This is a genomic window from Halomonas flagellata (assembly GCF_022487945.1).
Taxonomy (GTDB): Bacteria; Pseudomonadota; Gammaproteobacteria; order Pseudomonadales; family Halomonadaceae; genus Halomonas; species Halomonas flagellata.
On the sequence record NZ_JAKVPY010000019.1, the window covers coordinates 23727 to 48087 of the forward strand.

Consider the following 24361-nt stretch of genomic DNA (forward strand, 5'->3'; position numbering starts at 1 on the left):
GAGAGCGAGTCGATGTTACAGCCCAAGCGTATGAAGTTCCGCAAGATGATGAAGGGCCGCAACCGTGGCCTGGCGCATCGCGGAAGCAAGGTGAGCTTCGGGGAATACGGCCTCAAGGCTACCGGTCGCGGCCGCATCACGGCGCGCCAGATCGAAGCCGGCCGTCGTGCGATCACCCGTCACGTCAAGCGTGGCGGCAAGATCTGGATCCGCGTCTTCCCCGACAAGCCGATTTCCAAGAAGCCGCTCGAAGTCCGTATGGGTAAGGGCAAGGGCTCCGTCGAGTACTGGGTCGCGCAGATCCAGCCGGGTCGGGTCCTGTACGAGATCGAAGGCGTTCCCGAGGAGCTGGCCCGTGAAGCCTTCTCCCTGGCCGCCCAGAAGATGCCCCTGTCCACCACCTTTGTGAAACGGACGGTGATGTGATGAAAGCCCAGGAAATTCGTGAAAAATCAGTCGAGCAGCTCCAGGAGCAGCTCTTCGAACTCCTCCGCGAGCAGTTCAACCTGCGCATGCAGAAGGCCACCGGCCAGCTGAGCCAGACTCATCTGCTCAAGCAGGTTCGTCGGGATATCGCCCGGGTGAAGACTGTGCTCAACGAGAAGGCAGGTGACTGAGATGGCCGAAGAAAAGAAAGCCCGTACGCTCACCGGCAAGGTGGTGAGCGACAAGATGGACAAGTCCATCGTCGTGATGATCGAGCGCCGTGAGCGTCACCCGATCTATGGCAAATACGTTAAGCGCTCCACCAAGCTGCACGCCCATGACGAGGCGAACCAGGCGAAGGCCGGCGACACCGTCTCCATCCAGGAGTGCCGTCCGCTGTCCAAGAAGAAGGCCTGGACGCTGGTCGAGGTGGTCGAGCAGGCCAAGGGCTGAGCTCGGCGAGAGCAGTCAGATTAGGTTTGGAGAAAACCGATGATTCAGACTCAGACAATGCTGGATGTCGCCGACAACAGCGGAGCGCGCCGGGTGCAGTGCATCAAGGTGCTCGGCGGTTCACACCGCCGTTACGCCCGCGTCGGTGACATCATCAAGGTCACGGTGAAGGAAGCCATCCCGCGTGGCAAGGTCAAGAAGGGCCAGGTCCTCAAGGCGGTGGTGGTTCGCACCCGCAGTGGCGTTCGTCGTCCCGACGGTTCGCTGATCCGCTTCGACGGAAATGCGGCGGTTCTGTTGAACAACACCAACGAACAGCCGATCGGAACCCGTATCTTCGGGCCGGTAACTCGTGAGCTTCGGAACGAGAAGTTCATGAAGATCATTTCCCTGGCGCCCGAAGTGCTGTAAGGAGCGAGGCGGATATGCAAAAGATCAAACGTGACGATGAAGTGGTCGTCATCGCCGGCAAGGACAAGGGCAAGCGTGGCACGGTCAAGCGCGTCCTCAAGGACGAACGCTTCGTCGTGTCCGGTGTGAACATGATCAAGCGTCACACCAAGCCCAACCCCATGGCGGGTAAGCAGGGCGGTATCGTCGAGCGCGAGGCTCCGATTCACGCGTCCAATGTTGCCATCTTCAATCAGGAGACCGGTAAGGCGGATCGCGTCGGCTTCCAGGTGAAGGAAGACGGTACCAAGGTACGTATCTACAAGTCGACGCAGACGCAGATCGACGCCTAACGCGAGTCGGGTAGCAAAATGGCGAACTTGAAAGAACGTTATCAGAACGAGGTGGTGGCTCAACTCAAAGAGCAGTTCAGCTACGCCAACGTGATGCAGGTGCCGCGGATCACCAAGGTGACTCTGAACATGGGCATCGGCGAAGCGACCAGCGACAAGAAGCTGATCGAGAATGCCATCGGTGACCTGGAGAAGCTCTCCGGTCAGAAGCCGTTGGTGACCAAGGCGCGCAAGTCCATCGCGGGCTTCAAGGTGCGTGAAGGCTGGCCGATCGGGATCAAGGTGACCCTGCGCTCCGCGCGCATGTGGGACTTCCTCGATCGCCTGGTGAATATCGCGATCCCCCGCGTTCGTGACTTCCGTGGTCTCAACCCGAAGTCCTTCGACGGTCGTGGCAACTACTCCATGGGGGTGCGTGAGCAGATCATCTTCCCGGAGATCGAGTATGATAAGATCGATCGGATTCGTGGTCTGGATGTCACCATCACCACCACCGCCAACACCGATGAAGAAGGTCGTGCGCTGCTGAGCGCGCTGAACTTCCCGTTCAAGAAATAAGGGTGGGATCATGGCAAAGAAGAGCATGGTAGAGCGTGAGCTCAAGCGCACCAAGCTGGTGGCGAAGTATGCCGCCAAGCGCGCCGAGCTCAAGGCGGTCATCCAGGACGTCAACGCTTCCGATGAAGAGCGCTTCGAGGCAACGCTGAAGCTGCAGCAGCTGCCGCGCGACTCCAGCCCGGTGCGCCAGCGCAACCGCTGCCGTATCACTGGCCGTCCGCACGGCTTCTACAACAAGTTCGGCCTCGGCCGCAACAAGCTGCGTGAAGCCGCCATGCGTGGCGACGTCCCTGGGCTGAAGAAGTCCAGCTGGTAACGCCACGTAGAAACATCAGGAGCGCAACGTAAATGAGCATGCAAGACACTCTGGCGGATATGTTCACCCGTATCCGCAATGCGCAGATGGCCACCAAGGAGACGGTTTCCATGCCGTCCTCCAAGCTGAAGGTCGAGGTGGCTCGCGTATTGAAGGAAGAGGGCTACATCAACGACTTCGCGGTGTCCGAAGGTGCCAAGCCCGAGCTGGCCGTGACCCTCAAGTATTTCGAGGGCAAGCCGGTCATCGAGCACATCCAGCGGGTTTCCAAGCCGTCCCTTCGCTCCTACAAGGGCAAGGACGCGCTTCCGAAGGTCGCCGATGGCCTGGGTATCGCGATCGTCACCACCTCCAATGGGGTGATGACCGATCGTGCGGCTCGCAAGGCTGGTGTCGGTGGCGAAGTCATCTGCACCGTATTCTAGGAGTTTGGAATGTCCCGCGTAGCCAAATATCCGGTTAAAGTGCCCAGCGGCGTCGACATCAAGTTCGACGGCGACCAGCTGACCGTCAAGGGCGGCCAGGGCACCCTGTCCATGACCGTGCACGCCGATGTGGCGATCGGTCAGGAGGACGGACAGCTGACCTTCGCCCCGAGCGAGTCCGCCAAGAGCTGGGCAATGGTCGGTACCACCCGTGCCCTGGTCCAGAACCTGGTCACCGGTGTCTCCGAGGGCTTCACCAGGACCCTCGAGATCAACGGCGTCGGTTATCGTGCCCAGGCAAAGGGCCAGACGCTCAATCTTACACTGGGCTTCTCGCACCCGGTCGACTACACGCTGCCTGACGGTGTCGTGGCGGAAACGCCCAAGAACACCGTGATCGTGCTGAAGAGCGCGGACAAGCAGAAGCTCGGCCAGGTCGCCGCGGAAATCCGCGCCTTCCGTCCGCCCGAGCCCTACAAGGGCAAGGGTGTCCGGTACGCCGACGAGCAGGTGCGTCGCAAAGAAGCCAAGAAGAAGTAAGGCAGGGTTATGAACGCGAAGAAAGAATCTCGTCTCCGTCGTGCCCGCCGTGCTCGCGCCAAGATCCGCGAGCTGGGCGTGTATCGCCTGTGCGTCAACCGTACCCCCCGCCACATCTACGCGCAGATCATCTCGCCGGATGGTGGCAAGGTCCTGGCCAGTGCTTCCACGCTGGACAAGGCCCTGCGTGAGGGTGCGACCGGCAACGCCGACGCCGCCGCCAAGGTGGGCGCACTGATTGCCGAACGCGCCAAGCAGGCAGGCATCACCCAGGTGGCCTTCGATCGTGCCGGTTTCAAGTACCACGGTCGCGTGAAGGCCCTGGCCGACGCCGCTCGTGAAGGCGGCCTGGAATTCTAAAGGGTTTTTACGATGGCGAAGAACGAACAGCAAAGCGGCGATCTGCAGGAAAAGCTCGTGCAGGTCAACCGTGTCGCCAAGGTGGTCAAGGGTGGCCGGATCTTCGGTTTCACCGCCCTGACCGTCGTGGGCGATGGCAAGGGTCGTGTCGGCTTCGGTCGTGGCAAGGCGCGTGAAGTGCCGGTCGCGATCCAGAAGGCGATGGACCAGGCGCGCCGCAACATGATCAAGGTGAACCTCAGCGGTGGCACCCTGCAGTACCCGGTCAAGGCCCGTCACGGCGCCTCCAAGGTGTACATGCAGCCGGCCTCCGAGGGTACCGGGATCATCGCCGGCGGCGCCATGCGCTCCGTGCTCGAGCTGGCCGGCGTCCACGACGTCCTGGCCAAGTGCTACGGCTCCACCAACCCGGTGAACGTGGTGCGGGCGACCGTCAATGGTCTGGCCTCCATGCAGTCGCCGGATGACATCGCCGCCAAGCGCGGTCTGTCCGTCGAAGCGATCACGGGGTAAATACCATGGCAGCAACACTCAAGGTTACCCAGACCCGCAGCACCATCGGCATCCTGCCCAAGCACAAGGCCACCATGAAGGGCCTCGGGCTGCGCCGCATCGGTCACTCGGTCGAGCTGGAAGACACCCCTGCCGTGCGCGGCATGATCCACAAGGTCAACTACCTTGTGCGCGTTGAGGGAGAGTAATCCATGAAACTCAATAGCCTGAGCCCGGCTCCGGGTTCCAAGCACGCCGAGAAGCGCGTCGGCCGTGGCATCGGCTCCGGTCTGGGCAAGACCGGTGGCCGCGGCCACAAGGGCCAGAAAGCGCGCAGCGGCGGCACGGTGAAGCCCGGTTTCGAGGGTGGCCAGATGCCGTTGCAGCGGCGTCTGCCCAAGTTCGGCTTCACCTCCATGAAGTCGTTGGTCTCCGAGGAGGTCCGCCTGGCCGAACTGGCCAAGGTCGCCGGTGACGAGGTCACCCTGGACAGCCTCAAGCAGGCCAACGTGCTGAAGGACGCCACGCAGCACGCGAAGGTGATCCTTTCCGGCGAACTGAACAAGGCGGTCACGGTTCGCGGCCTCAAGGTCACCAAGGGTGCCCGTGCCGCGATCGAAGCCGCCGGTGGCAAGGTAGAGGACTAAATGGCCAAGTCAGGAAAAATGCCGGCGATGGGCAGCGGTCTGAGTGAACTGTGGGCGCGTCTGCGCTTCGTGCTCCTCGCCATCGTGGTCTACCGTATCGGTGCCCACATCCCCGTTCCCGGTATCAATCCTGACCAGCTTGCTGCCTTGTTCAGGGAGCAGCAGGGCACCATCCTGGGCATGTTCAACATGTTCTCGGGTGGCGCCCTGGAGCGCATGAGCATCATGGCGCTGGGCATCATGCCCTACATCTCGGCGTCGATCATCATGCAGCTGCTGACCGCGGTCTCGCCTCACCTCGAGCAGCTCAAGAAGGAAGGCGAGGCCGGCCGCCGCAAGATCAGCCAGTACACCCGCTACGGCACCGTTGTCCTGGCGCTGGTCCAGGCCACCGGCATGTCGGTGGGCCTGGCCAGCCAGGGCATCGCCTACTCGGCCGACTTCAGCTTCTATTTCACCGCCATCGTCAGTTTCGTGACCGGTGCGGTGTTCCTGATGTGGCTGGGCGAGCAGATCACCGAGAAGGGCATCGGCAACGGCATCTCGCTGCTGATCTTCTCCGGTATCGTCGCCGGCCTGCCCGGCGCCGTCGGCCAGGCCTTCGAGCTGGCCCGCAACGAGGGGGCGTGGAACGTGTTGCCGCTGCTGGCCCTCACCGTGCTGGGTGTCGCGACCGTGGCCTTCGTGGTGTTCATCGAACGCGGCCAGCGCCGCATCACGGTGAACTACCCGCGTCGCCAGGTCGGCAACAAGATGTACGCCGGCCAGAGCAGCTACCTGCCGCTCAAGGTGAACATGGCCGGCGTCATTCCGGCCATCTTCGCCTCCAGCATCCTGCTGTTCCCGGCCTCGCTGGGCCAGTGGGTGGGGGCCGGCGAAGGCATGGAGTGGCTGCAGCGCGCCTCCCAGGCCCTGGGCCCGGGTCAGCCGCTGTATATCTTGCTTTTCGGCGCGGCGGTGGTATTCTTCTGCTTCTTTTACACAGCGCTGGTCTTCAATCCCAAGGATGTCGCTGACAACCTCAAGAAGTCGGGGGCCTTCCTGCCGGGGATTCGCCCGGGCGAGCAGACCGCTCGCTACGTCGACAAGGTCATGACCCGTCTGACCCTGTTCGGTGCCTTGTACATCACTGCGGTTTCCCTGATGCCCCAGTTCCTGATCGTGGCGTGGAACGTGCCGTTCTTCTTCGGCGGTACCTCGCTGCTGATCGTGGTGGTGGTGATCATGGACTTCATGGCCCAGGTGCAGTCGCACCTCATGTCGCACCAGTACGAGTCGGTGATGAAGAAGTCCAACCTGAAAGGCTACGGTAGCGGCGGCATCATGCGCTGAGGCGCGCCGCTGGCGATTTGGCGCGCCGCGAGCCGAAGTGTCGGCTCGGGGCGCGAGCCAACTTTGGAGATGGAACGATGAAAGTTCGAGCTTCCGTAAAGAAAATGTGCCGTAACTGCAAGATCATTCGTCGCAATGGCGCCGTGCGCGTCATCTGCAGCGAACCGCGGCACAAGCAGCGTCAGGGCTGAGCCCCGACCGCTGTGCTGGACCGGGTGCCGGCATGCCCCTTGCCCTCTGGTAGGGAAAGGGGTATGCTGTTGCGCCTTTTGTAGATGACCAATCGAGCAAGCCGCTCAATTTTCGGAGTAAGCTGATGGCCCGTATAGCAGGCGTCAATATCCCGGACAACAAGCATGCGGCGATCTCGCTGACCTATATCTTCGGGATTGGCCGTACTCGCGCTCAGGGGATCTGTGCCGCGACCGGCATCGCGCCGACCACCAAGATCCAGGAGCTGTCCAGCGAAGAGCTGGATGCCCTGCGGTCCGAAGTCGGCAAGTATACCGTTGAAGGTGACCTGCGCCGTGATGTCACGCTGAATATCAAGCGTCTCATGGACCTGGGTTGCTACCGTGGTCTGCGTCATCGTCGTGGTCTTCCGCTGCGTGGTCAGCGTACCAAGACCAATGCGCGTACCCGCAAGGGCCCGCGCAAGCCGATCCGCAAATAACACGCACGTTCTGGCGTAAAGACAGGAATAGACATCAACATGGCTAACCCGCGTAGCAACCGTAAAAAGGTTAAAAAGCAGGTGGTGGATGCCGTTGCGCATATCCACGCCTCTTTTAACAACACGATCGTGACGATCACAGACCGCCAGGGCAACGCTCTTTCCTGGGCGACTGCCGGTGGTTCGGGTTTTCGTGGTTCTCGCAAGAGCACCCCGTTCGCTGCTCAAGTGGCAAGCGAGCGTGCAGCGACTGCTGCAGCCGAGTATGGTGTGAAAAACGTCGACGTGCTGGTCAAGGGCCCCGGTCCTGGCCGTGAATCCGCCGTGCGCGCTCTGAATGCCGCCGGCTTCCGCGTGCAGAGCATCACCGACGCGACGCCCATTCCCCACAATGGCTGCCGTCCGCCGAAGAAACGCCGCGTATAAGGAGACAGATTCATGGCTCGTTACATTGGACCGAAGTGCAAACTGTCTCGTCGTGAGGGGACCGACCTCTTCCTCAAGAGCGGTGTCACTCCCTTCGAGAAGAAGTGCAAATCCGAGCAGATTCCGGGTGTGCACGGCCAGCGCCGTCAGCGTCTTTCCGACTACGGCTTGCAGCTTCGCGAGAAGCAGAAAGTGCGCCGCATGTACGGCGTGCTCGAGAAGCAGTTCCGCAACTACTACAAGGAAGCGGCCCGTCTCAAGGGCGCGACCGGCGAGGTGTTGCTGCAGCTTCTCGAATCCCGACTGGACAACGTCGTCTATCGCATGGGCTTCGGCTCGACCCGTTCCGAGGCGCGTCAGCTGGTCAGTCACAAGGCGATCGCCGTGAACGGTCGCGCCGTCAACGTGGCGTCCTACCAGGTCAAGCCCGGGGACGTGGTGTCCGTGCGCGAAAAGGCGAAGAACCAGGCGCGTATCCAGAATGCCCTGGCGATCTCCGCCAACCGCGGCGATGTGGCCTGGGTCGAAATCGATGCCAAGAAGATGGAAGGCACTTTCAAGGCTCTGCCTGAACGCGGTGACCTGACTGCCGACATCAACGAAAACCTGATCGTCGAGCTGTACTCGAAGTAATCGCCTCCGGGTGATGCCGGGCCCGCGGTGCGGGCCCGGTGACGAGTACCGAGTATCCGTTTGGCAGCCTGAAAGGTGTTCATATGCAGCGTTCAGTGACAGAGTTTCTCCGGCCTCGCGACATCAAGGTCGAAGAAATCAGCGCACACCACGCGAAGATCGTGCTCGAGCCCTTCGAGCGTGGTTTCGGCCACACTCTGGGCAATGCACTGCGTCGCATCCTGCTCTCGTCCATGCCCGGCTGTGCCGTGGTGGAAGCCGAGATCGCCGGAGTCGATCACGAGTACAGCGCGATCGAGGGCGTCCAGGAAGATGTCATCGAAATCCTCCTGAACCTCAAGGACGTGGCGATCAAGATGCACAGCCGCGACGAGGCGGTGCTCTCGCTGAACAAGCAGGGCCCGGCCGTGGTGACCGCGGGTGACATCGCGCTCGACCATGACGTCGAGATCGTCAATCCCGAGCACGTCATCGCTCACGTCAACGAAGGCGCCGAGCTGAAGATGCAGCTCAAGGTGGCGCGCGGCCGCGGCTATGAGCCGGCAGATGCCCGTCTCGGTGCCGACGACGAGTCTCGTGGCATCGGTCGCCTGCAGCTGGATGCGACCTTCAGCCCCGTGCGCCGGGTTTCCTACGCCGTGGAGGCCGCGCGTGTCGAACAGCGCACCGACCTCGACAAGCTGATCATCAGCCTGGAGACCGACGGCACCCTGGATCCGGAAGAGGCGATCCGTCGCAGCGCGACCATCCTGCAGGAGCAGCTGGCCGCGTTCGTCGACCTGGAAGCCGACAAGGAACAGGAAGTGGAGGAGGAGGAGGATCACATCGATCCGATCCTGCTGCGCCCCGTAGACGATCTCGAGTTGACCGTCCGCAGTGCCAACTGCCTGAAGGCCGAGAATATCTACTACATCGGCGATCTGATCCAGCGCACCGAGGTGGAGCTGCTGAAGACCCCGAACCTCGGCAAGAAGTCCCTGAACGAGATCAAGGACGTTCTGGCAGCCCGTGGTCTGTCCCTGGGCATGCGGCTGGAGAACTGGCCGCCGGCAAGCCTGAAGGACGACAAGGCCTCCGCGTGAGCGTCGACTCGAGTCCCAGTTTGGTAAGGAATCACAACCATGCGTCATCGTAAGAGTGGTCGTCACCTGAATCGCACGAGCTCGCACCGCCAGGCCATGTTCAAGAACATGAGCGTGTCGTTGATCGAGCACGAAGTGATCAAGACAACCCTGCCCAAGGCCAAGGAGCTGCGTCGCGTCATCGAGCCGCTGATCACCCTGGCCAAGCAGGACAGCGTCGCCAACCGCCGTCTGGCCTTCAGCCGTACCCGCTCGAAGGAAGCGGTCGGCAAGCTCTTCAATGAGCTGGGCCCGCGTTACGTCGAGCGTCCGGGCGGTTACGTCCGTATCCTCAAGTGCGGCTTCCGCACCGGCGACAACGCCCCCATGGCCTTCGTCGAACTCGTCGATCGCCCGATCGTCGAGGACGAGGACGTCGCCGTCGAGGAGTGATCCCCGGCAGCGGGCTTCGGCCTGGCAGCGCAAGAGAAAAACCGGCTCCCGAAAGGGGCCGGTTTTTTTTGAGCTTGCTCAGCTCTCCGCCGCGCTCGCGGCCCGTGGCTCGCGGCTCGTCGCCTGTTTCTCCAGCAGCGGCTTGAGGAAGCGCCCGGTGTGCGAGGCCTCCATGCGGGCGACCTGTTCCGGGGTGCCCTCGGCGATGATGCGCCCGCCGCCGGAGCCGCCCTCGGGGCCGAGATCGATGAGCCAGTCGGCGGTCTTGATCACGTCCAGGTTGTGCTCGATCACCACGATGGTGTTGCCGTGGTCGCGCAGCCGGTGCAGCACGGTGAGCAGCTGGCGGATGTCCTCGAAGTGCAGGCCGGTGGTCGGCTCGTCGAGGATGTAGAGGGTCTTGCCGGTGTCGCGCTTGGCCAGTTCGCGGGCCAGCTTGACCCGCTGGGCCTCGCCGCCGGACAGCGTCGTGGCGCTCTGGCCCAGGCGGATGTAGGAGAGCCCCACGTCCATCAGCGTCTGCAGGCGGCGGGCGATGGCCGGCACCGGGCTGAAGAACGCCAGCGCCTCCTCGACGGTCATCTCCAGCACCTCGTGGATGCTCTTGCCCTTGTAGGCGATCTCCAGGGTCTCGCGGTTGTAGCGCTTGCCCTTGCAGACGTCGCAGGGCACGTAGATGTCGGGCAGGAAGTGCATCTCGACCTTGATCATGCCCTCGCCCTGGCACGCCTCGCAGCGCCCGCCCTTGACGTTGAAGGAGAAGCGCCCCGGCTTGTAGCCCCGCGAGCGGGCCTCCTGGGTGCCGGCGAAGAGCTCGCGGATCGGCGTGAAGATGCCGGTGTAGGTGGCGGGGTTGGAGCGCGGCGTACGCCCGATGGGGCTCTGGTCGATGTCGATCACCTTGTCGAGCAGCCCGAGCCCCTCGATGTGGTCGTGGGCCTCCGGCGTCAGGCTGGTGGCCTTGTTGAGCTCGCGGGCGGCGATCGGCATCAGGGTGCCGTTGATCAGCGTCGACTTGCCGGAGCCGGAGACGCCGGTGACGCAGATCAGCAGCCCGAGCGGCAGCTCCAGGGTGACGTCCCGCAGGTTGTTGCCGGTGGCGCCGACCAGGCGCAGCACCTTCTCCGGGTTGCCGGGAATGCGCCAGGGCGGGACCTCGATGCGGCGTGAGCCCGCCAGGTACTGGCCGGTCAGCGACTCCGGCGTGGCCATGATCTCTTCGGGCGTACCCTGGGCGACGATGCGGCCGCCATGGACCCCGGCGCCGGGGCCGATGTCGAGCACGTGGTCGGCGGCACGGATGGCCTCCTCGTCGTGCTCGACCACGATCACGGTATTGCCCAGGTCACGCAGGTGCTCGAGGGTCTTGAGCAGGCGGTCGTTGTCGCGCTGGTGCAGGCCGATGGAGGGCTCGTCGAGGATGTACATCACCCCCACCAGGCCGGCGCCGATCTGGCTGGCCAGGCGGATGCGCTGGGCCTCGCCGCCGGAGAGGGTGTCGGCGCTGCGCTCCAGGTTGAGGTAGTCGAGGCCGACGTTGACCAGGAACTCCAGGCGAGCATGGATCTCGTTGATGATCTTGATGGCGATCTCGCCCTTGCGGCCGGGCAGCGTGAGCTCCCTGAAGTAGCGCAGGGCCTCGCCGATCGGCAGGTGGACGATAGCCGGCAGGGGGCGGTCGTCGATGTAGACGTGGCGCGCCTCCTTGCGCAGGCGCGAGCCGTGACAGGTGGGGCAGGGCTGTACGGCTACGAAGCGCGCCAGCTCCTCGCGCACCATGCTCGACTCCGTCTCGCGGTAGCGGCGCTGCATGTTGGGCAGCACCCCCTCGAAGGGGTGCTCGCGGGTCACCTTGCGTCCGCGGTCGTTGACGTAGCTGAAGGCGATGTCGTCGCCGCCGCTGCCGTGGAGGATGATCTCGCGCTCGTGGCGGGCCAGCTCCTGCCAGGGGGTCTCCAGGGTGAAGCGATAGTGGTCGGCCACCGCCTGGAGCTGGTTGAAATAGTAGACGCTGCGACGGTCCCAGCCCTTGATCACGCCCTCGGCAAGCGACAGCTCCGGGTGGCTGATCAGCTTGGCGGGGTCGAAGAACTGCTGTACCCCCAGGCCATCGCAGGTGGGGCAGGCCCCGGCCGGATTGTTGAAGGAGAACATGCGTGGCTCGAGCTCGGCGATGGAGTAGCCGCACACCGGGCAGGCGAAGCGCGCCGAGAAGGGGATGTCGGCCTGTTCGCCGTCCATGAAGTGGACCACGGCGATGCCGTCGGAGAGCGCCAGCGCCGTCTCGAAGGACTCGGCCAGGCGCTGGGCCAGGCCGTCGCGGACCTTGATGCGGTCGACCACCACGCTGATGTCGTGCTTGCGATTCTTGTCCAGGGGGGCGATGTCGTCGAGCTCCAGCGCCTGGCCGTCGACCATGGCGCGCACGAAGCCCTGGGCGCGGAGTTCGGCGAGCAATTGCAGGTGCTCGCCCTTGCGGCCCTTGACCACCGGCGCCAGCAGCATCAGCTTGCTGCCCTCCGGCAGCGCCAGCACCTGGTCGACCATCTGCGAGATGGTCTGGGCCTCGAGGTCCTCGCCGTGCTCCGGGCAGCGCGGGGTGCCGGCGCGGGCGAACAGCAGGCGCAGGTAGTCGTAGATCTCGGTGATGGTGCCCACCGTGGAGCGCGGGTTGTGGGAGGTGGACTTCTGCTCGATGGAGATCGCCGGCGAGAGCCCCTCGATGTGGTCGACGTCGGGCTTCTCCATCATCGACAGGAACTGCCGGGCATAGGTGGAGAGCGACTCCACGTAGCGCCGCTGGCCCTCGGCGTAGAGGGTGTCGAAGGCCAGCGACGACTTTCCGGAACCGGAGAGCCCGGTGACCACGATCAGGGCGTCGCGTGGCAGCTCCACATCGATCTGCTTGAGGTTGTGGGTGCGGGCACCCCTGACCAGAATCCTGTCCATTCCCACCTCGAGACGCACGGCAAAGGCTCGATTATACGTCCGCCGCCGCATCGCCGGCAAAAGCGTTGCCGGTGAGTGGCTTTCCCTGGGGGGTGGCGAGCCGCTAGAATGTGCGGTCCACCAACGGGCAGACGATGCCCGCTCACGGAATGCCGAAAACCCTATGCGAAAGGTCTCTGGACTGCTGTTAGCCACCGAGCGGCGTGCCATCGCCGGCCTCGCCGGCCTCTATGCCACGCGCATGCTGGGGTTGTTCATGGTGTTGCCGGTGCTGGCGCTCTATGCCGACGAGCTGAGCGGCGCCACGCCGTTGCTGGTGGGCCTGGCGCTGGGCGTCTACGGGCTCACCCAGGCGATCCTGCAGATCCCCTTCGGGTTGCTCTCCGATCGCCTCGGCCGCAAGCCGGTGATCGCCGCCGGTCTGCTGCTGTTCCTGCTCGGCAGCGTCGTGGCCGCCCAGGCGGACTCCATCGGCGGTGTGATCCTGGGGCGCTGCCTGCAGGGCAGCGGGGCGGTGGCCGCGGCGATCATGGCGCTGCTCGCCGACCAGACCCGGGAGCAGGTGCGCACTGCGGCCATGGCCACCATCGGCTTGTCGATCGGGGTGGCATTCGCCGTGGCCATGGTGCTGGGCCCCTGGCTGGCGGCCTGGCTCGGCCTGTCGGCGGTGTTCTGGTTCACCGCCTTGCTCGCCATGCTGGGGCTCGCGGTCCTGTGGAAGCTGGTGCCGCCGGCGCCGCGTCGCCTGCGCCACCGCGACGTGGGGATCGACCGCGACCAGTGGCGGGCGATCATCGCACGCAGCGACCTGTGGCGAATGGACCTGTCGATCTTCGCCCTGCACCTGATCCTGATGGCGATCTTCGTCGCCGTGCCCTTCCGGCTGCTGGAGGTAGGCATCGACCTCGAGCGCCATGGGCTAGCCTACCTGGGGATCATGGTGCTGGCCTTCGCCATCATGGTGCCGCTGGTGATCGTCGCCGAGAAGCAGCGACGCATGAAGACCATGTGCCTGCTGGCGATCGCCGCCATCACCCTGAGCCTGGGGGGGCTGGCGGGGCTCGCCGCGGGTCGCTGGGGGCTGTTCGGCTGGCTGCTGCTGTTCTTCGTCGCCTTCAACCTGCTCGAGGCCACCCTGCCATCGATGCTCAGCAAGCTGGCCCCGGCCGGGGCCAAGGGCACCGCCATGGGCATCTACTCCACCAGCCAGTTCCTCGGCGCCTTCCTGGGCGGTGTGCTGGGCGGGCTCCTGGCCCAGCAGTGGGGGCTGTCGGCGGTCTTTCTCGGCTGTGCCCTGCTCGGCCTGGGGTGGCTGACGCTGATGGCCGGCATGACGCCGCCACGCCACCTCTCCAGCGAAGTGGTGGCGCTGGAGGGTGAGCACCATGGTGATGCGCTGGAGACGCTGATGGCACATCTCGCCGAGGTGGCCGGGGTCGAGGACGTGCTGGTGGTGCCCGAGGAGCGGCTGGCCTACCTCAAGGTGGATCGCCAGCGCCTCGACGAGGAGGCGTTGGCAAGGTTGATCGATACACGCAGGGATCACAGCGGCGTATGATCTGACACAGGGCGCCCCGTCGCGCCACCGATATCGCAGCATCACGAATTCACGACAGCAAGGAGTCCCTCATGGCCCGTGGCGTCAACAAGGTCATTCTCATCGGCAACCTGGGGCAGGACCCGGAAGTGCGCTTCATGCCTTCCGGCAACCCGGTCGCCAACCTGCGTCTCGCCACCACCGACACCTGGACGGACCGCCAGAGCGGCCAGCGCCAGGAGCGCACCGAATGGCACACGGTGGTGATGTTCAACAAGCTGGCCGAGATCGCCCAGCAGTACCTCAAGAAGGGGTCGCGCATCTACATCGAGGGACGGCTGCAGACCCGCAAGTGGCAGGGCCAGGACGGCCAGGATCGCTACAGCACCGAGATCGTCGCCAATGACATGCAGATGCTCGATTCCCGCGGCGGCGGTGACGCCCAGGGTGGCGGCATGGCCCAGCAGGGCGGTGGCATGGCCCAGCAGGGCGGCGGTTATCCGGGGGGGCAGCAGCAGCCCCAGGGTGGCTACGGCAATGCGGCCCAGCAGGGTGGCGGCTTCGGCGGCGGCCAGCCCCAGCAGCGACCGGCCCCGCAGCCGGCACCGGCCCCGCAGCAGGGCGGCGGCCAGCAGGGCGGCAACTATGGTGCCCCCGATCCGGGCAGCTTCGATGACTTCGACGACGAGATCCCGTTCTGAGCGAGCCGGACCTGACGCCCGGGCGGCGCCGGAACCCGAAGGAGACGCCGTGAAGCTGCTGATACTCGATGCCGGCCACTGCCTGAGCCTGGCGCTGGCCCGGGAAGCCAACCGGCGTAGCGATACCGAACTGGTCATCGATGCCGGCCTCGCGCTCGACGCGGGCCGGCTCGAGGAGATCGCCCCCGATGCGCTGGTGATTCCGCCCCTGGCGCGGCCGATCAGCGCCGAGCCGGCCGCCGTCACGGCCCATGCCGAGGCGGTGGAGACGTGCCTGGAGGCCTGCCTGGCGGCCGGCGTGCCCCTGGTGTGGTGTGTCTCCGACCAGCTCTACGAGGATGGCTTCGAGGCGCCGATCGACGAGCATGTCATCCCCGCCCCGCGCGACGAGAGCCTGCGCCGGCTGATCGTCACCGGCGACCGGATCCGTGCCGAGCACCCCCACCATCTGATCGTGCGGCTCGGGCCGCTGTTCGCCCTGGAGGGCAGCAACGCCTGGCTGAATGAACTGATCGATACCCTGGTGGCCGGCGGGGAGGTGCGCGGCGAGTCCGACGTGACCTTCTGTCCGACCTCGGCGGATGCCGTGGCCATGGCGCTGATCGGCATGCTCCAGCAGCAGCACTGCGGTGCCGGTGCCTGGGGCAGCTACCACCTGGCCGGCACCGAGCCGGTCAGTGCCTACACCTTCATCTCCATGGTGCGCACCCAACTGGCGACCCGGCTGGAGGGGCGTGGCGAATGCCTCGAGCTGGGCAGCGTCAAGGCGCTCCACCACCACCATGACCAGCCGTTGCGCCGGGTGCTCAACTGCCGCCGGGTCCTGGAGGTGTTCGGCGTACACCAGAAACCCTGGCGGCTGGAACTGGGCCGCATGCTGGATGCCTGGTTCCGGGGCTATGACCGCTGCCGCCCCGACACGGAGGTCGACGAGAGGCCATGAACGTCCTGCGCAGCCTGCTGTTCTATGCCGGCTACTTCCTGGCCATGCTGGTCTGCGGGGTGCTGTTCGTGCCGGTGGCGCCGCTGCTGCCGCTGTCGCGGCGCTACCGGCTGCTCAACCTCTACAACCACTTCATCATCGCCTGGTTCCAGGTGACCTGCGGGGTGCGCTACGACATTCGCGGGCGCGAGCGGTTGCCCGAGGGGCCCTGCGTGATCCTGGCCAATCACCAGTGCGAGTGGGAAACCGTCTACCTGCAGTTGCTCAAGCCGCCGGTATGCACGGTACTCAAGCAGGAACTGCTGCGTATTCCCCTGTTCGGCTGGGGGCTGCGCCTGCTGCATCCCATTGCCCTGGATCGCTCCAAGCCGGCCCGGGCCATGCGGCAGGTGCTCAGCCAGGGCAAGTCGCGCCTGGAGGAGGGCCTCTCGGTACTGATCTTCCCGGAGGGGACACGGGTGCCCCCGGGCAGGCGCCGCCGCTACAACAAGAGCGGCGCGGTGATTGCCTGTCGCGCGGGGCGGCCGGTGGTGCCGGTGGCCCACAATGCCGGCGAGCGCTGGCCGGGCCGGTACTGGGTGAAGAACCCGGGGCGGCTCTCGCTGGTGGTGGGTGAGCCCATCGAGACCCTGGGGCGGACGCCCGAGGAGGTGCTGGTCGAGGTGGAGGCCTGGATCGAGGCGCGGCTGGCGGAGATCTCCGAGATTCCCCGGCCGACGGCGCCGGAGACGGCCACGGCCACCGAGAAACCGACGGCGTGACGGACCGGTCGCTGCCCGCCTGACGCAAGAGGCGCCCCGATGGGGCGCCTCTTGCGTGTCGGCCCGCTCCGCCGGGTGTCAGTCGCGGAACTTCTCCAGCACCAGGCAGGCGTTGGTGCCGCCGAAGCCGAAGCTGTTGGTGAGCACGCGTTCGACCTTCACGCCGTCGCGCCGGGTGGTGACGATGTCGAAGCCGTCGGCCTGTGCGTCGAGGGTCTCGACGTTGGCGGAGGCGGTGATGAAAGCGTTCTCCATCATCAGCAGCGAATAGATCGCCTCCTGCACGCCGGTGGCCCCCAGGGAGTGGCCGGTCAATGACTTGGTGGAGCTCATCGCCGGGGTGCTGTCGCCGAACACCTCGCGGATCGCCTTGAGCTCGGCGACATCGCCCACCGGGGTGGAGGTGCCGTGGGTGTTGATGTAGTCGATCTCGCCATCCACGGTGGCCAGCGCCTGGCGCATGCAGCGTGCCGCGCCCTCGCCGGAGGGCGCCACCATGTCGTGGCCGTCTGAAGTGGCACCGTAGCCGGTGACCTCGGCGTAGATCCTGGCGCCGCGGGCACGAGCGTGCTCGAGTTCCTCGAGCACCAGCATGCCGCCACCACCGGCGATGACGAAGCCGTCGCGGCCCTTGTCGTAGGGCCGCGAGGCCTTGTCGGGAGTGTCATTGTAGTGGGTCGACAGCGCCCCCATGGCGTCGAACAGGCATGACAGGGTCCAGTGCTCCTCTTCGCCGCCGCCGGCGAAGACCACGTCCTGCTTGCCCATCTGGATCTGCTCCATGGCGCTGCCGATGCAGTGGGCCGAGGTGGCGCAGGCCGAGGAGATCGAGTAGTTGACCCCCTTGATCCTGAACGGCGTGGCCAGGCAGGCGGAAACGGTGCTGCCCATGGTGCGGGTGACCCGATAGGGGCCGACCCGGCGCAGGCCCTTCTCGCGCATCACGTCGGCGGCCTCGACCTGGTTGGCGCTGGAGGCGCCGCCGGAACCGGCGATCAGGCCGGTGCGCTCGCTGGAGACCTGCTCCGGGGCGAGGCCCGCATCCTCGATGGCCTGGGCCATGGAGACATAGGCGTAGGCCGCCGCATCGCCCATGAAGCGGAGAAGCTTGCGGTCGATCAGGGCGTCGAGATCGATGTCGACGACGCCGGCCACCTGACTGCGAAAGCCGCGCTCGGCGTACTCCTCCTTGAAGCGAATACCGGAGCGCCCGGCCTTGAGCGCCTCGAGAACCTGTTGCCGGTCGTTGCCCAGGCAGGACACGATGCCCAGGCCGGTGACTACCACTCGTCGCATGGAAGCCTCCTGATCAGAAGTTCGCAGTGGAGGTGAACAGGCCGACGCGCAGGTCATTGGCCTGATAGATGTCGCGGCCATCGACGCACACGGTGCCGTCGGCCATGCCGAGGATCAAGCGCCGGGTGATGATGCGCTTGATGTTGATCCGGTAGGTGACCTTCTGTGCATCGGGCAGGATCTGGCCGGTGAACTTGACCTCGCCGCAGCCCAGTGCCCGGCCACGCCCCGGGTGGCCCAGCCAGCCCAGGTAGAAGCCGACCAGCTGCCACATGGCATCGAGGCCCAGACAGCCGGGCATCACCGGGTCGCCGGGGAAGTGGCAGTCGAAGAACCACAGGTCGGGGCGGATATCCAGCTCGGCGATCAGCTCGCCCTTGCCGTGATCGCCGCCGTCTTCGTAGATGCGCGTGATGCGGTCGAGCATCAGCATGTTGGGAGCCGGCAACTGGGCGTTGCCCGGGCCGAACAGCTCGCCGCGTGAGCAGGCCAGCAGTTCTTCGCGATCAAAGGAGTGTTGCTTGGTCACTGAGTCATTCCGAGAGTCGACATTGTTGTCTGCCGCGAGCGGCATGCTGCCGCCGAGCGGCCCCGACTAGTCTACTGTCCGTGGCCCGGGAATGCACGTCGGGCCGCTGGCGTTGAAAGTTGCCTGCCGATGCCGGGTTACAGTTATGCGGCAGACGGCCGATATCGGGGGAACGAAACCGCCCGCGCCAGACGCGATGCCCCTCACCTGCCCGAGCCGAGCCTTCTGCCATGTGGCCAGCCTTCTCGCTCAATCGCCCGCTGCTCTGGATCGGCCTGGCCGCCTTGTCGGCGAGCGTCTGGTTGCCCGGCGTCGCCCTTCGCCTGGCGGCCGCCTCCCTGGTGGCGCTGGGCCTGATGGACGCCTGGCGGCAGGTCCGCCTGGAGCACCAGCGGGCCCGCCTGGGCCAGGATGCCCTGGCGCTGTCGGAAGACGGGGTGATCATCACCGACGCCGACAATCGCATCCAGGCGGTCAACCCCGCCTTCACCCGCATCACCGGCTATACCGCCGAGGAAGTGCGCGGGCGCAACGCCACCACACTCTCCGCGCCGCGTCACGACAAGGCCTTCTTCGAGCGCTACTGGCAGACGCTGCGCACTACCGGACGCTGGGAGGGGGAGATCTGGAACCGACGCAAGCACGGCGACGAGTACCCCGAGTGGCTGAGGGTCCGAGCGGTCAGCGATGACCGGGGCCGGACCACCCACCATGTCTGCCTGTTCACCGACATCTCGATGCACAAGGCCCGGGAGCGGGACCTGCGACGCATCGGCTTCGAGGACCCGCTCACCGGCCTGCCCAACCGCCGTCGCCTGCACGACCTGCTCGACTCCCGGCTGCGCCACCTGCGGGCCGGCGAGAGCCTGGACATGGCGATGATCGACATCGATGGCTTCAAGTCGATCAACGATGGGCTGGGGGTGGAGATGGGCGACCGCCTGCTGGCGCGCTTCGGCCAGCGGCTCGCCGGCCATGTGGCCGGCGGCGTGGTGGGTCGCCTTGGCGGCGACGAGTTCCTGGTGATCCGCACCACCACCTTCGATGATCATGACCACTGGATTGCCGGCCTCCAGGCCCACCTGGGCGAACCCTTCGAGATCGAGGGGCACTCGCTGCGCTTCGGCCTGACCATCGGCAGCTGCCGGGCGCCCGAGGACGGTCGCGAGTCCGGCGTGCTCTTCCAGCGGCTGGAGTCGGCCCTCTATGCCGCCAAGCGCCATGGCCGCAACCACAGCCAGCGCTTCCGGCCGTCGCTGGACATGCAGGACAGTCCGCAGCTGGGGCTGGTCAACGAGCTGCGCCATGCCCTGGCCACCGGTACCCAGCTGGAACTCCACTACCAGGGGCAGCACCACCTGGCGGATGGCGCCCTGGTGGGGCTCGAGGCGCTGCTGCGCTGGCGACATCCACGGGACGGGATGATCTCGCCGGCGGACTTCATCCCACTGGCCGAGCGTCACGGCCTGATGGCCTCGCTGGGCAACTGGGTGATCGACCAGGCGCTGGCGCAACTGGCCCGCTGGCGGCGTCTCGGCATGCCCGAGGTGCCGGTGTGGGTCAATGTCTCGGCGCTGCAGATGTTCCAGGGCGAGCTGGAGACGGCGCTCGCCGCCGGGCTTGCCCGTCACGGCATCCCCCCGGGGCTGCTCGGCCTGGAGATCACCGAGTCGGTGCTGCTCGACGAGCGGGCCGGCGATATCGCCCCGCGCCTAGGCGTGTTGCGCGAGCGTGGCCACCCCATCGCCATCGATGACTTCGGCACCGGCTATTCGTCGCTGGGCTACCTGAAGAAGCTGCCGCTGGACAAGCTCAAGCTCGACCGCGCCTTCATCAAGGCCCTGCCCGACGATCGGGCCGATGCGGCCATCGTCGGCGCGGTGCTGGCCATGGCCCGGGGGCTCGAGCTCCAGGTGATAGCCGAGGGGGTGGAAACGATCGCCCAGCGCGACTTCCTGCAGGCGGCGGGCTGCTCGCTGGTGCAGGGCTTTCTCTATGCCCGCCCCTTGCCGGCAGAGCTGCTCGAGGCGCAGTGGCAGGAGCATGACTCGGCCGGGGGGCCGCCCGGCGGGGCGCGGGTGGCGGCGGAAGCGACCGCCTAGCCTGGGCGGGCCCGGTGCATGGCGATGTCCTCCCGGTGGAGTGAGCGGGGTTCAGGCCGGCCTGAGGGCCTTGAAGGCGTCCAGGGCGCGGGCCCGGGCGGCCTTGTGGTCGACGATGGGGGGCGGGTAGTCGAGGCCGCCGACCGGGTCCCGGGGCGGTGCATGGCGGGCCCGGGCCGGCAAGGCGGCGAGCTCGGGCAGCCACTCGGCGAGGAAGGCGCCGTCCGGGTCGAAGCGCTGCGACTGGGTGGTGGGGTTGAAGATGCGGAAGTAGGGGGCGGCATCGGTGCCGGTGGAGGCCGCCCACTGCCAGCCGCCGTTGTTGGCGCAGAACTCGCCGTCGACCAGGTGGCGCAGGAAGAAGGCCTCGCCGCGACGCCAGTCGATCAGCAGGTGCTTGGCCAGGAACATGGCGGTGATCATGCGCAGGCGGTTGTGCATCCAGCCGGTGGCCACCAGCTGGCGCATGGCCGCATCGACGATGGGATAGCCGGTGCGCCCCTCGCACCAGGCACGAAAGCCGGCGTCGTCGTCGCGCCAGGCGAGGGCCTCGGTGTGAGCCTGGAAGGCGCGACGGCGACAGACCCGGGGAAAGCCGAAGGCGACGTGCCGGTAGAACTCCCGCCACACCAGTTCGTTGACCCAGGCCGTGAGCCCCGCATCGCCCTCGGCGAGGCGGCCGGCGTTCTCGGCCAGCACCGCCTGCAGGCACTGGCGGTGGGAGAGCATCCCCAGCGCCAGGTAGGGCGACAGCTCGCTGGTGCCGCGGATCGCCGGGACGTCGCGCTGGCGGGCATAGTGGCGGCCGCGAAAGCACAGGAAGCGCTCGAGCCGGTCGGCGGCGGGGCCCTCGCCGGCGGGCCAGAGCCGGTCATCGACCGGGGTGTCGTCGAGTGCCGGCAGCTCGGGCAGCGGGTCCGGGGCGATGGGCAGGCGTGCCTGGGGCGCCGGCGCCTCGTGCAGGGCGATGCGCTCTGCGCTAAGCCGGTGGTGCCAGGCCTTGGCGAAGGGGGTGAAGACGCCGTAGACGTCGCCCTTGCCGGTGAGCAGTTCACCGGGAGCAAAGGCGACGCTGTCGTGATGGCCCCGGGCCGCCAGGCCGGCGGCCGCGAAGGCGCCGATCACGGCTTCGTCGCGGCGCCTCTCGTCGAGGGGGTACTCATGGTTGAAGTGCAGTGTCCGGGCGCCGGTGTCCCGGGCGACGGCCAGCAGCGCCGCCGGGGCCTCGGCGAAGTCGTCGAGCTCCCGGTGGAGCAGCGGAATGTGGAGGCCCTCGAGGGAGACCTTGAGGGCCGCCACCCCGCGGGCCCAGAAGTCGAGCTTGTTGGCGCCGTGGCCGTGGCGCTGCCAGTGGGGCAGGCAGCGCAGGAAGACCGCGACCACCGGCCCCTGGCGGGCGGCAGCGGCCAGGGCGCGGTTGTCGTGGACGCGCAGGTCGCTGCGGAACCAGATCAGGATGGGGGCAGGCATGGGGGCTCCAGCGGTCGTTCAGCTATCCCGGATCAGCGAACCCAGGCGGGTGATGGCCTCGGGCAGGTCGTCGCCGAGCACTTCGACCCGGCTCGGGTCCAGCTCGGCGGCCCGGATGCGAGCCACCGGGCCGCACAGGGCGAGGGGAGCATCGAGCTGCTCGGCCAGGCGCGGCAGCTGGCGGCGGATCAGGTCGGCGCGCTCGGCCTTGCCGCTGGCGAGCAGCAGGGCCGCGGCGTGGAAGCGCTCCATGGCCAGCGGCAGCTCGGTGAACGGCAGGGGGGCATCGAACAGCTGCACCCGATAGCCCTGGTCGCTGGCGGTCAGCGCCGCCAGCAGCATCCACAGCGGACCGGGGTCGTCCGGCAACTGGCCGATCAGCACCAGCGGGCCGGCGGCGCTCTGGTTGGCATGATAGAGCCGCGTGCCGATACGGGTGCGCAGGAAGGCCTCGAGGGTGCGGCGCTGGAGCAGGGCCCCGAGCTGGTCGTCCCAGCGCTCCTCCAGCTCGCGGACAACCGGCTGCCAGAATTCGGCGATGCAGGTCGTCACCGGGTAGAGCGCCAGGCTCTGGTTGAACAGGGTCTCCAGCCGGATCAGGTCGCAGGCTTCCAGGGCAGCGACCAGCTGGTGTCGCTGGCTCTGCCAGTCGCCGGCGGAGGGCGTCGGCGACTCGGCCGGCTCGGGTTGCTCGAGCAGCTCGCGGACCTGGCTGACCGGCACGCCGCGGCTCAGCCACTGGAGGATGCGTTCGATGCGCTCGATGTCGTCACGGGCGTAGAGGCGGTGGCCCTTGGGTGTGCGGCGGGGCCTGATCAGGCCGTAACGGCGCTCCCAGGCCCGCAGGGTGACCGAATTGACGCCGGTCAGCCGGGAGACCTCCCGGATCGGGTAGAGCGGTGTGTCGGCCGGGTGGGTCGCCTTGTCACTCATGGGCGGCTGTGCCTCTTGCTGATCCCTTGCCCCGCCGGTGTCGAGGCGGCCGGCGTTCAGGGGCTGATTTTGTACAAGTCACTGTCAATGTACAACATGGTGCCGGGTATCCGCCCCGACCTTTCAGCCGGAGGAGGCTTCCCCGGCCTGTTCGGCGATCACGGCGGCCAGGGCCTCGACGAAGGCCGGGTGCTCGCCCACCGGTGGCAGCAGGCGCAGGTCGATGCCGGGGTGGGCCTCGGCGAGGACCTCGACCTGCCCGGGGACGTCCTGGCGCAGGTGGCGCCCCGCGGCGAAGAACAGCGGCAGGATCTCGGCGCGCTCGACCCCCGCCGCGGCCAGCTCGGCCACGGTGGTTTCCAGGGAGGGCTCGCTGAGTTCCATGTAGGCGAGTTGCAAGGGGGTCTCCAGGCGGCGGGCGAGTGCCTCGGCCAAGTGCTCGAAGGGGGCCCGCCAGCGAGGGTCGCTGGAGCCGTGGGCGAGCAGGATCAGGGCGTAGCGCATGCCGGTGGATCTCCTCTGTCGTGGGTCGGGATTCGGTAGTGCCCGGGGGAGGAACCGGGCGTCCAGGCCCGCAGGGGCGAGGCGGGCAGTGCCGTGGACACCGCAGGCTCGCGCAGCTGAAGGCTTTTCAGCTAGACTAGCAGAAGTGTACAACGACTGTATAACTCATTGGCGCAGAGGAGGGATCCACGATGCGAGTGCTGATCACGGGGGGGAGCGGCTTCGTCGGGCAGCGGCTGTGTCGGCGGCTCAAGGAGGCCGGGCATCGCCTGCTGGTGGTCTCCCGGGAGCCGGACCGGGTGCGTGACCGCTTGCCGAGCGGCACCGACATCCGCCGTTCGGTGCTGGATTTCGTCGACACTCCGCCGGACGCCATCGTCAACCTGGCCGGCGAGTCCATCGCCGCCCGGCGCTGGAGCGACGACCAGAAGAAGCGGCTCATCGACTCGCGGGTCAATATCACCCGCGACCTGGTGATGCTCTGCGAACAGCTCGCCGCGACCGGCGGGCGCGCGCCCGCCGTGATGGTGTCGGCCTCGGCCATGGGCTACTACGGCGACCAGGGCGACCGGGAGGTGACCGAGGAGACCCCGCCCCATGACGAGTTCGCCTATCGCCTGTGCAAGCGCTGGGAGGATGCCGCCAGGGAGGCGGCGGACTTCGGCACCCGCGTGGCGATCCTGCGCATCGGCCTGGTGCTCGACGCCGGCGGCGGCAGCCTGCAGAAGATGCTGCCGCCGTTCAAGCTGGGCCTGGGGGGGCGGTTCGGTGACGGCACCCAGTTCATGCCCTGGGTGCACCGGGAGGACCTGGTGCGGGCGATCCTCTTCCTGCTCGACGGCGAGGAGCTCGAGGGGCCCTTCAACGGCAGTGCGCCGCATCCGGTGACCAATGCGGAGTTCACCCGGGTGCTGGCGAAGCAGCTGGGCCGCCCGGCGATCTTCCCGGTGCCCGCCATCGTGCTCGAGACCGCCTTCGGCGAGATGTCGCGGCTGTTGCTGACCGGGGCCGACATGCGCCCGCAACGCCTGCTCGACGCCGGCTTCGAGTTCAAGTTCCCGACGCTCGAGCAGGCCCTGGCCGATATCCTGGGTTGAT

32 protein-coding genes are annotated in these 24361 nt (G+C 66.6%); 26 read left to right on the forward strand and 6 right to left on the reverse strand.

The features are described 5' to 3' along the window. The first annotated feature begins 12 nt into the window (after positions 1 to 12). The 20 genes from rplP (at position 13) to rplQ (ending at position 9538) form a co-directional block, all read left to right on the forward strand. Positions 13 to 426, forward strand: coding sequence for a 50S ribosomal protein L16 (gene rplP / locus MKP05_RS15140; RefSeq protein WP_110285363.1), 414 nt, complete (start codon positions 13 to 15; stop codon positions 424 to 426). Further along, positions 426 to 617, forward strand: a complete 192-nt coding sequence (gene rpmC, locus MKP05_RS15145; protein ID WP_010626474.1) for a 50S ribosomal protein L29 — start codon at positions 426 to 428, stop codon at positions 615 to 617. Before rplP ends, rpmC begins: the two co-directional genes overlap by 1 nt. Position 618: 1 nt before the next feature. Next, entirely contained in the window at positions 619 to 879 is a 261-nt protein-coding gene (rpsQ, locus tag MKP05_RS15150) for a 30S ribosomal protein S17 (protein WP_009099001.1), read from the forward strand. A gap of 39 nt (positions 880 to 918) precedes the next feature. Beyond that, positions 919 to 1290: a 50S ribosomal protein L14 gene (gene rplN, locus MKP05_RS15155; protein ID WP_008959163.1), complete on the forward strand. Its 372-nt coding sequence runs from the start codon at positions 919 to 921 to the stop codon at positions 1288 to 1290. A 14-nt stretch (positions 1291 to 1304) separates the two neighbouring features. Further along, on the forward strand, positions 1305 to 1622 hold the full coding sequence (gene rplX, locus MKP05_RS15160; protein WP_102626751.1) for a 50S ribosomal protein L24: 318 nt from the start codon (positions 1305 to 1307) through the stop codon (positions 1620 to 1622). A gap of 18 nt (positions 1623 to 1640) precedes the next feature. Further along, positions 1641 to 2180 carry a 50S ribosomal protein L5 gene (rplE, locus tag MKP05_RS15165; protein WP_110285362.1) on the forward strand — a complete coding sequence of 180 codons (540 nt, stop codon included), beginning with the start codon at positions 1641 to 1643 and terminating at the stop codon, positions 2178 to 2180. 10 nt (positions 2181 to 2190) lie between these two features. Continuing rightward, a complete protein-coding gene (gene rpsN / locus MKP05_RS15170) occupies positions 2191 to 2496 on the forward strand; it encodes a 30S ribosomal protein S14 (protein WP_110285361.1) in 306 nt (101 codons plus the stop codon). A 32-nt stretch (positions 2497 to 2528) separates the two neighbouring features. Continuing rightward, positions 2529 to 2921, forward strand: a complete 393-nt coding sequence (gene rpsH, locus MKP05_RS15175) for a 30S ribosomal protein S8 (RefSeq protein ID WP_110285360.1) — start codon at positions 2529 to 2531, stop codon at positions 2919 to 2921. 9 nt (positions 2922 to 2930) lie between these two features. Next, the gene (gene rplF, locus MKP05_RS15180) at positions 2931 to 3461 is read left to right on the forward strand and encodes a 50S ribosomal protein L6 (RefSeq protein WP_110285359.1); all 531 of its coding nucleotides are present in this window, start codon (positions 2931 to 2933) and stop codon (positions 3459 to 3461) included. A gap of 9 nt (positions 3462 to 3470) precedes the next feature. Beyond that, the gene (gene rplR, locus MKP05_RS15185; RefSeq protein WP_102626746.1) at positions 3471 to 3821 is read left to right on the forward strand and encodes a 50S ribosomal protein L18; all 351 of its coding nucleotides are present in this window, start codon (positions 3471 to 3473) and stop codon (positions 3819 to 3821) included. A 12-nt stretch (positions 3822 to 3833) separates the two neighbouring features. Continuing rightward, a complete protein-coding gene (gene rpsE, locus MKP05_RS15190; protein ID WP_102626745.1) occupies positions 3834 to 4334 on the forward strand; it encodes a 30S ribosomal protein S5 in 501 nt (166 codons plus the stop codon). 5 nt (positions 4335 to 4339) lie between these two features. Continuing rightward, positions 4340 to 4522: a 50S ribosomal protein L30 gene (gene rpmD, locus MKP05_RS15195; RefSeq protein ID WP_110285358.1), complete on the forward strand. Its 183-nt coding sequence runs from the start codon at positions 4340 to 4342 to the stop codon at positions 4520 to 4522. A gap of 3 nt (positions 4523 to 4525) precedes the next feature. Further along, entirely contained in the window at positions 4526 to 4960 is a 435-nt protein-coding gene (gene rplO, locus MKP05_RS15200) for a 50S ribosomal protein L15 (protein WP_110285357.1), read from the forward strand. Then, complete coding sequence (gene secY, locus MKP05_RS15205; RefSeq protein WP_110285356.1) at positions 4961 to 6292, forward strand: preprotein translocase subunit SecY; 1332 nt, start codon at positions 4961 to 4963, stop codon at positions 6290 to 6292. A 77-nt stretch (positions 6293 to 6369) separates the two neighbouring features. Continuing rightward, positions 6370 to 6483 (forward strand): 50S ribosomal protein L36, encoded by a 114-nt coding sequence (gene rpmJ, locus MKP05_RS15210; RefSeq protein WP_008959154.1) that lies wholly within the window; start codon positions 6370 to 6372, stop codon positions 6481 to 6483. A gap of 125 nt (positions 6484 to 6608) precedes the next feature. Then, complete coding sequence (gene rpsM, locus MKP05_RS15215; protein WP_110285355.1) at positions 6609 to 6965, forward strand: 30S ribosomal protein S13; 357 nt, start codon at positions 6609 to 6611, stop codon at positions 6963 to 6965. Positions 6966 to 7004: 39 nt separating this feature from the next. Next, entirely contained in the window at positions 7005 to 7391 is a 387-nt protein-coding gene (gene rpsK, locus MKP05_RS15220; protein ID WP_009723883.1) for a 30S ribosomal protein S11, read from the forward strand. A gap of 12 nt (positions 7392 to 7403) precedes the next feature. Beyond that, a complete protein-coding gene (gene rpsD, locus MKP05_RS15225) occupies positions 7404 to 8024 on the forward strand; it encodes a 30S ribosomal protein S4 (protein WP_110285354.1) in 621 nt (206 codons plus the stop codon). 83 nt (positions 8025 to 8107) lie between these two features. Next, a complete protein-coding gene (locus tag MKP05_RS15230) occupies positions 8108 to 9106 on the forward strand; it encodes a DNA-directed RNA polymerase subunit alpha (protein WP_110285353.1) in 999 nt (332 codons plus the stop codon). Positions 9107 to 9145: 39 nt separating this feature from the next. Continuing rightward, on the forward strand, positions 9146 to 9538 hold the full coding sequence (gene rplQ, locus MKP05_RS15235) for a 50S ribosomal protein L17 (protein WP_102626739.1): 393 nt from the start codon (positions 9146 to 9148) through the stop codon (positions 9536 to 9538). Between the two features lie 78 nt (positions 9539 to 9616). On the opposite strand, the gene uvrA is transcribed toward rplQ, so the two are convergent. Further along, positions 9617 to 12487 (reverse strand): excinuclease ABC subunit UvrA, encoded by a 2871-nt coding sequence (gene uvrA, locus MKP05_RS15240; RefSeq protein WP_240569102.1) that lies wholly within the window; start codon positions 12485 to 12487, stop codon positions 9617 to 9619. 163 nt (positions 12488 to 12650) lie between these two features. On the opposite strand from uvrA, the gene MKP05_RS15245 reads away from it, so the two are divergent. From MKP05_RS15245 to MKP05_RS15260, 4 genes are all read left to right on the forward strand, one after another. Beyond that, positions 12651 to 14045 carry an MFS transporter gene (locus MKP05_RS15245; RefSeq protein ID WP_240569104.1) on the forward strand — a complete coding sequence of 465 codons (1395 nt, stop codon included), beginning with the start codon at positions 12651 to 12653 and terminating at the stop codon, positions 14043 to 14045. Positions 14046 to 14116: 71 nt separating this feature from the next. Then, positions 14117 to 14725 (forward strand): single-stranded DNA-binding protein, encoded by a 609-nt coding sequence (ssb, locus tag MKP05_RS15250; RefSeq protein WP_110285350.1) that lies wholly within the window; start codon positions 14117 to 14119, stop codon positions 14723 to 14725. A gap of 49 nt (positions 14726 to 14774) precedes the next feature. Then, entirely contained in the window at positions 14775 to 15668 is an 894-nt protein-coding gene (locus MKP05_RS15255) for a sugar nucleotide-binding protein (RefSeq protein ID WP_240569107.1), read from the forward strand. Beyond that, entirely contained in the window at positions 15665 to 16429 is a 765-nt protein-coding gene (locus MKP05_RS15260; RefSeq protein ID WP_240569109.1) for a lysophospholipid acyltransferase family protein, read from the forward strand. Before MKP05_RS15255 ends, MKP05_RS15260 begins: the two co-directional genes overlap by 4 nt. Positions 16430 to 16507: 78 nt before the next feature. Here the strand turns inward: MKP05_RS15260 and fabB are convergent, their stop codons facing one another. Beyond that, the gene (gene fabB / locus MKP05_RS15265; RefSeq protein WP_240569111.1) at positions 16508 to 17725 is read right to left on the reverse strand and encodes a beta-ketoacyl-ACP synthase I; all 1218 of its coding nucleotides are present in this window, start codon (positions 17723 to 17725) and stop codon (positions 16508 to 16510) included. A 13-nt stretch (positions 17726 to 17738) separates the two neighbouring features. Then, positions 17739 to 18254: a 3-hydroxyacyl-[acyl-carrier-protein] dehydratase FabA gene (gene fabA, locus MKP05_RS15270; protein ID WP_240569113.1), complete on the reverse strand. Its 516-nt coding sequence runs from the start codon at positions 18252 to 18254 to the stop codon at positions 17739 to 17741. A gap of 230 nt (positions 18255 to 18484) precedes the next feature. Between fabA and MKP05_RS15275 the strand changes: the two genes are divergently transcribed. Further along, complete coding sequence (locus tag MKP05_RS15275) at positions 18485 to 20356, forward strand: putative bifunctional diguanylate cyclase/phosphodiesterase (RefSeq protein WP_240569115.1); 1872 nt, start codon at positions 18485 to 18487, stop codon at positions 20354 to 20356. A 51-nt stretch (positions 20357 to 20407) separates the two neighbouring features. Here the strand turns inward: MKP05_RS15275 and phrB are convergent, their stop codons facing one another. The 3 genes from phrB to MKP05_RS15290 all read right to left on the reverse strand — a co-directional run bounded on the left by phrB (position 20408) and on the right by MKP05_RS15290 (position 23263). Further along, positions 20408 to 21826: a deoxyribodipyrimidine photo-lyase gene (gene phrB, locus MKP05_RS15280; RefSeq protein WP_240569117.1), complete on the reverse strand. Its 1419-nt coding sequence runs from the start codon at positions 21824 to 21826 to the stop codon at positions 20408 to 20410. 18 nt (positions 21827 to 21844) lie between these two features. Then, complete coding sequence (locus tag MKP05_RS15285; RefSeq protein ID WP_240569118.1) at positions 21845 to 22759, reverse strand: MerR family transcriptional regulator; 915 nt, start codon at positions 22757 to 22759, stop codon at positions 21845 to 21847. 123 nt (positions 22760 to 22882) lie between these two features. Next, entirely contained in the window at positions 22883 to 23263 is a 381-nt protein-coding gene (locus MKP05_RS15290; RefSeq protein WP_110285342.1) for a sirohydrochlorin chelatase, read from the reverse strand. A 191-nt stretch (positions 23264 to 23454) separates the two neighbouring features. Here MKP05_RS15290 and MKP05_RS15295 point away from each other — a divergent pair, with 191 nt between their 5' ends. After that, positions 23455 to 24360 carry a TIGR01777 family oxidoreductase gene (locus tag MKP05_RS15295; protein WP_240569119.1) on the forward strand — a complete coding sequence of 302 codons (906 nt, stop codon included), beginning with the start codon at positions 23455 to 23457 and terminating at the stop codon, positions 24358 to 24360. The last annotated feature ends 1 nt before the right edge of the window (position 24361 follow it).